Origin of the sequence: Humidesulfovibrio sp. (assembly GCF_035560995.1) — a bacterium.
Lineage (GTDB): Bacteria > Desulfobacterota > Desulfovibrionia > Desulfovibrionales > Desulfovibrionaceae > Humidesulfovibrio.
The window spans coordinates 1-5,810 of the sequence record NZ_DATMYK010000158.1 but is presented as its reverse complement, the minus strand read 5'-3'; the positions used below and the strand labels follow the sequence as shown (position 1 = coordinate 5,810).

7 protein-coding genes are annotated in these 5,810 nt (G+C 67.5%); 4 read left to right on the top strand and 3 right to left on the bottom strand.

Annotated elements, in window-relative coordinates:
• Positions 1 to 17 precede the first annotated feature (17 nt).
• The 3 genes from VN419_RS06165 (at position 18) to yedF (ending at position 2,660) form a co-directional block, all read left to right on the top strand.
• A complete protein-coding gene (locus tag VN419_RS06165) occupies positions 18 to 821 on the top strand; it encodes an electron transfer flavoprotein subunit beta (protein WP_325645544.1) in 804 nt (267 codons plus the stop codon).
• A gap of 21 nt (positions 822 to 842) precedes the next feature.
• Positions 843 to 1,838, top strand: coding sequence for an electron transfer flavoprotein subunit alpha (locus VN419_RS06160; protein WP_325645542.1), 996 nt, complete (start codon positions 843 to 845; stop codon positions 1,836 to 1,838).
• Positions 1,839 to 2,051: 213 nt separating this feature from the next.
• Positions 2,052 to 2,660: a sulfurtransferase-like selenium metabolism protein YedF gene (gene yedF, locus VN419_RS06155; RefSeq protein ID WP_325645540.1), complete on the top strand. Its 609-nt coding sequence runs from the start codon at positions 2,052 to 2,054 to the stop codon at positions 2,658 to 2,660.
• A gap of 74 nt (positions 2,661 to 2,734) precedes the next feature.
• Here yedF and VN419_RS06150 read toward each other — a convergent pair whose 3' ends face one another.
• Genes VN419_RS06150 through VN419_RS06140 form a run of 3 tightly spaced genes read right to left on the bottom strand, consistent with a single transcriptional unit; the run spans position 2,735 to position 4,445 of the window.
• Positions 2,735 to 3,592, bottom strand: a complete 858-nt coding sequence (locus VN419_RS06150) for an alpha/beta fold hydrolase (RefSeq protein WP_325645538.1) — start codon at positions 3,590 to 3,592, stop codon at positions 2,735 to 2,737.
• 23 nt (positions 3,593 to 3,615) lie between these two features.
• The gene (tsaA, locus tag VN419_RS06145; RefSeq protein WP_325645536.1) at positions 3,616 to 4,095 is read right to left on the bottom strand and encodes a tRNA (N6-threonylcarbamoyladenosine(37)-N6)-methyltransferase TrmO; all 480 of its coding nucleotides are present in this window, start codon (positions 4,093 to 4,095) and stop codon (positions 3,616 to 3,618) included.
• A gap of 53 nt (positions 4,096 to 4,148) precedes the next feature.
• Positions 4,149 to 4,445, bottom strand: coding sequence for a hypothetical protein (locus VN419_RS06140; RefSeq protein WP_325645534.1), 297 nt, complete (start codon positions 4,443 to 4,445; stop codon positions 4,149 to 4,151).
• A 447-nt stretch (positions 4,446 to 4,892) separates the two neighbouring features.
• On the opposite strand from VN419_RS06140, the gene modA reads away from it, so the two are divergent.
• Positions 4,893 to 5,651 carry a molybdate ABC transporter substrate-binding protein gene (gene modA, locus VN419_RS06135; RefSeq protein ID WP_325645532.1) on the top strand — a complete coding sequence of 253 codons (759 nt, stop codon included), beginning with the start codon at positions 4,893 to 4,895 and terminating at the stop codon, positions 5,649 to 5,651.
• Positions 5,652 to 5,810 lie beyond the last annotated feature (159 nt).

The following is a 5,810-nucleotide window of genomic DNA, read 5'->3' as shown; positions in this document are numbered from 1 at the left end:
TCCCTGAAGGAGTATCCATGAAAGGATTGCAGATCGTGGTGCTCGGGTCCATCGTGCCCGACCCGTTGCAGACCCTGGAGCCCATCGCCGGGCCCAACGGTCCGGCGCTTAAGAACGAGCTGATGCTGCCCGCCGTGCTCGACCCCTGGGCTGGCCACGCCTTGTACGAGGCCGCCAACCTGGCCAAGAAGGTCGAGGGCAAGGTCTACCTGGTGGCCCTGGGCCCCAAGGCCAAGTTGCAGCAGGTGATGATGAACGTGGCCCAGAAGGTGCCGTTCGAGATCGTGGTGCTGGACGGCCCCGCGGGCGGCTTCACCGACGCTGCCGAGACGGCCAAGGCCCTTGCGGGCGCGGTTGAGAAAATCCCCGGCCTGGACAAGAGCAAGCTGCTGGTCTTCGGCGGCTGGCAGTCGGCCTCTCGCGGCACGGGCGCCGTGCTCCAGATGGTGGGCGAGATGCTTGGCATCACTGACCAGTTCCAGGGCGTGGACGAGCTCGTTCTGGCCGAGGACGGCAGCTTCACCGTGCTCGAGCGCATCGAGGGCGGCTGCTACCAGAAGTCCTCCTGCCAGGCCGCGCCCGCGCTGCTGGGCTGGGCCACGGGCAACCTGCCGGAACCCCCGAACAATCCCCAGGTGGGCATGCAGAACATGCGGCTCATCATGCCCGCCCTGGCCAAGGCCACGCCGTCGCCGCTGAAGGGCGAGGGCCTCAAGTACCAGAGCGTGGAGGTCCCCAGCCAGCGCCGCGACACGCGCATCGTCAAGGACGCCCCGGTGGACGACATCGCCCGCGAGCTGGCGGACTGGATCCGGGCCTAGGGCCGGGAAGGAGCGACAGACATGAAAGTGCTTTTCCTTGCGCATACGGAAGCTGACGGCAGCCTGGGCAAGGCCGCCTGCGAGGCCCTGACCGCCGCGAAAAATCTTGGCGGCGAACTGCATGTGGGCCTCTACGGGGCCGAGGTCCAGAAGGCCGCCGACCAGATCGCCGCTTGCGGCGCGGCCAAGTTTTACGGCGTGGCCGGGGCGGACTTCGCCACCGCGCGCTACGGCTCCGACGCCGCCGCCTGCGAGGCCATTGCGAAAGCGGCCGGAGCGGAACTCATCGTCATGCCCTCCACCAGCCGCGCCAGCCGCGTGGCCGCTGGCGTTGCCCAGCGCCTGGGCGCTGCGGTCGATACCCGCCTGACCGGCCTTGAAGCCGCTGGCGGCAAAATTGTGGCCACCCGCTGGTTCTACCGCCAGCGCATGCTCGGCAAGATCGAGCGCGACGCCCGGCCCTGGCTGGTCACCGTCGATTCCGGCTGCTTCGCGGCCTTTGAAGGCGCAGGCTCGGCCAGCGTGGAAGCGGTCAGCGCCAGCGTCGCCACCCGCACCACGGTCACCGGCGTCATCGCCCCTGCGGCCGATGCCCAGACCATCCGCCCGGACGCCAAGCTGCTCGTGGTGGCCGGCGCTGGCTGGGGCAAGACCCAGCCCGACGGCCAGAAGCACCTGGAGGACGCCAGCTCGCTCATCCTGGGCCTGCTCGGGGCCACCCAGGCGTCGCTCGGCAGCTCCAAGTCCCTGGTGGACCAGAGCGGCGAAGGCGCGGCCCTGCCCTTCCTGACGCACATGCACCAGGTGGGGCAGACCGGCTCCACCCCGCGCCACGCCAAGGGTCTGGCCACCTGCTGCCACGGCGAGGAGCCCCATGTCGTGGGCTGGCGCTTCATCGGCGAACGCCGGGCCATCAACCTGGACGCCAACTGCGGCTGGGCCCAGGGCAAGGCCGACGTGCTCTACGTGGCCGACGCCTTTGCCGTGGTGAAGAAGCTGGCGGAACTGCTGAAGTAGCTCCCACGCGGCTCGCTTACGATCCTCCGCCGGGATGGGGTTCGCCCTGTCCCGGCTTTTTTGCGTTCGCCGCGCCGGTCGTTCCGTGCCCGGCCCTGCTCCTTGGCGCAATCATTGACAGCGCCTGCCGCTGCCGCTAGTCCTTGAAACGCTAGGCATCATGCCGGGCGAGCAATCGAACCTTACGATTCCTGAAATCCGAAGGAGCAATATATGAGCACCCCCACCCTGGACTGCCGGGGTCTGGCCTGTCCCGGCCCGGTCCTGCGCTGCATCGACTGCCTGGAGAAAGACGCGCCCCTGGCCCTCACCGTACTGCTGGACGACCCCGGCGCGCTGGAGAACGTTTCGCGCCTGCTTTCCGGCAAGGGCTATGCCGTGGCCTCCACCCAGGATATGAACACCTGGACCCTCACCGCCAGCCGCGACGCCTCCGCACCCGTGGCCGCGCCCGAGCCAGGCCCGGCCCCCCAGGGCGAGGCCCAGGGCAAGACCGTGGCCTTCATCACGGCCGAGGTTTTGGGCAAGGGCGACGACGAGCTGGGCGGCAAGCTGATGCTGAACTTCCTGGCCACCCTGCCGGAGCTGGGGCCGAGCCTCTGGCGCGTCGTGCTGGTGAACGGCGGTGTGAAGCTGGCCTGCGTGGGCCACCCCTGCCTGGAGAAGCTGGAGGCCCTTGCCAGGAACGGCGTCAGCATCCTGGTCTGCGGCACTTGCCTGGGCTTCTTCGGCCTCATGGAGAAGAAGCGCATCGGCGACACCACCAACATGCTCGACGTGGTGACCAGCCTGGGCGCTGCGGCCAAGGTCATTCAAGTCTAGGCGGCCACACGCAAAAAAAGCGCCGGACCAGGAAACCTTCCCGGTCCGGCGCTTTCACGCGTCGCACGCCTGCGCTAACCGCCGCAGGCCTTGGACCCGGCGGACTGCGCGGCGCTTGAGGGCTCCTCGCCGCATCCGGCCAGGCGGCGGCAGGTCAGGTGCAGTTGCAGGCGCATGTCCTCAAGGAGCCTGCGGTCCAGCTGGGGCAGGTGCGCCGGAGTGGCCGGGGCGGCCATGCCCTTGGCCAGCCGGTGCAGCAGGGCCGCCAGCTCCAGGGGCGCGCTGGCCGGGGCGCAGTGCCCGCTCATCAGGGCGTGGGTTTCGTAGCCCTCGGCTTCGGCCCGGGCGGCCATGGCCCGCAGCATGGGGTTCTTCACGGGCAGACAGCTGATGAAGGCCCGTTGCTGCGTGGGAACCGCCCCGCTGCCGGGATAGATTTCGATGAAGGCTCCAAGGGGGAAGGGCCCCAGGCGCTCCTGGAACCACGCGGCCGATTCCGGACCAACGCCGAAGGCCGGCAGGGGCCAGGGGCGCACTGTGCCGCCCTGCTCCACGTGCTCCAGCACCAGGCGCTCAAAGGACTCGCCGCCAAGCTCCACAAAAGATTTGCCCGCAACGGGCAGGATGCCATCCACCAGCACCAGCCGCGACACGGCCTCAGGCAGCACCTCGGCCACGCCGCAGCACACCAGGCCCGCGTAGCTGTTGCCCACCAGCACCACGTCGATGAGCCCCTCGTCGGCGATGAACTGCGCGATGTCGCGGATGTGCGCGGCCAGCCCCGCGCCCACGTCGGGCCGGTGCCGGTGGTGGCCGCAGCCGCTCAGGCTGGGCCGGTAGGCCGTGTGCCCGCGCTCGGCCAGGGCCTCGGCCACGCGCTGCCAGACCCAGCCGCCCTGAAACGCGCCATGCACCAGAACAAAACTCGCCATGCGCCCTCCCCGGCTGATGCCGTCTACAGAAAACGCCCGTCGGCGCGGCAACTGTCCGCCGCCTCCACCTTGCCCGCAAACCAGCCGATGCGCTCGGCCTGCCAGGAATCAAAGGCGGGCACATAGGGTTTGATGTCCAGCACGGGCGTGCCGTCCAGCACATCCACGTTGAGCAGCCGCACCAGCCCCTCGCCCTCGTCCACGCCCGCCAGCTCCAGCACGGAGAGGCCGATGGCGTTGGGCCGCTTGGGCGAACGCGTTGCGAACACGCCGTGGTCGTCGGTGTCCAGAAAGGGCTTCACCAGCAGGTCGAAACCCTTGGCGCGGTGCAGGTGATACAAGATGATGACGTGGGAGAAGCCCGCAAGGTCTTTGAGCCCGGCCGCGTACTCCGGGGTCACCTCGATGTGCCCGGCCACGCCGCGCGCGCCCACGGGCTGGATGGGCATGCCCTTCAGCTCCTTGTGCGGCGAGCGCAGTATGCCGATGGGCCGGAAGGCCACACTGGCTCCCTCCGCTGCGGGGACATCAGAGGCACACACCGCCTCGGGAGCGCTCACGAGGCCTCCGCGCAGTCTCCGGGCTTGCGGCAACGGCCCTGCCGTCCGGCCGCATACAGCACGGCCGCGCCAAGCAGCAGCAGCGCGCCGACCACCGGCCGGGCGGGCACCATGGCCACACCTATGCCGAACAGGAAGATGGGCAAAGGCCGGGTGAGGAATTCCACGAAGCTGATGCGCTCCAGGCCGCCCTCGAAGCCGAAGTGTCCGGGGCGCACCTGGCCCAGCACAACATCGAGCAGTGCAAGCAACGCAACGGCCAACACGAAAAGGATCAGGATTGAGTTCGGCATAGGCCCCCCTTTTCAGAACAGGACTTCAAGTCCCGTGCCGCTGAGATTCAGCTATAATCACACACTATTTCTTGCCTTGAGCATTTGCGGCCAACGCCCGCGCCTACGTTTTTGTATCCAAGGCGCATTTTTGAAGATGCCTATTGTTTGCACAAAGCAATTTGCTCACACGCAAACACTCAAACCCGTGCCTTTGGCGCTCTCGTATTGCATCGTCGCCAATGTCTCCGTCCAATATGATAATGCACGGTTCACATGCCGCAAGATAGTGTGTCACGAAAACAGTAAAAACGGTGTCTGGCATGCGCATTGCTTCACGTTGCGCTATGCAAGCGGCAAGCTAGAACACGTAGCGGCAAAAGTGCTATCCGTCGCAGAAACCGCACTCATCAGACCCAACAGTTGCTGCCAAGCCGCCTGAAACCCGCTCAACCCCCGGAGGACATCATGCGCAGCCCAAAGCCCCTCAAAAGTCTCATCCTGGCCCTGGCCCTCTGCCTTTCTCCGGCGCTGGCCTCCGCGGCGGACCTCACGGTCTCCGCCGCCGCCAGCCTCACCGACGCCTTCAAGGTCATCAAGGCCGACTTTGAAAAGGCCAACCCCGGCACCACCGTCATCACCAACTTCGCCGCGTCCGGCCCGCTGCTGCGCCAGATTGAAAACGGCGCGCCCGTCGATGTCTTCGCCTCCGCCGACGAAAAGACCATGGACCAGGCCGCAGCCAAGAACCTCATCGTGCCCGCCACCCGGATCGATTTCGTGAAGAACGCCCTGGTGCTCATCCAGCCCGCGGATAGCAAGGTCGCCGTGAAGTCCCTCGCCGACCTGGCCCTGCCCGCCGTGAAACGCATCGCCCTGGGCAACCCGGAAACCGTGCCCGCCGGCCGCTACACCAAGGAAGCCCTGACCGGCGCCAAGCTGTGGGAGGCCATGCAGCCCAAGCTCGTGCCCGGCGAGTCCGTGCGCCAGACCCTCGACTACATCACCCGCGGCGAAGTGGACGCTGGCTTCGTGTTCGCCACCGATGCCAAGATCGCCGGAGCCAAGGTGAAGCTCGTCAGCGAAGTGCCCACCACCACGGCCGTTACCTACCCCATCGCCGTGGTGGCCGCGAGCAAGAACCCCAAGGCCAAGGCCTTTGTGGACTACGTCATGAGCCCCGCCGGACAGAAAGTGCTGCACGACTTCGGCTTCAAGAAGCCCTAGCGCGCGCCTGCGAGGGAATCCGGGGGCCCCGCCCCCGGACCCCGCAAGGGGCTCCGCCCCTTGACCCCGCCAGGGGGTATGCACCCCCTGGACCCGCAAGCCAACCGAAAAGCCCCGGAGCGCAAAAGCGCTCCGGGGCTTTTCGGTTGGGGCAGGCAC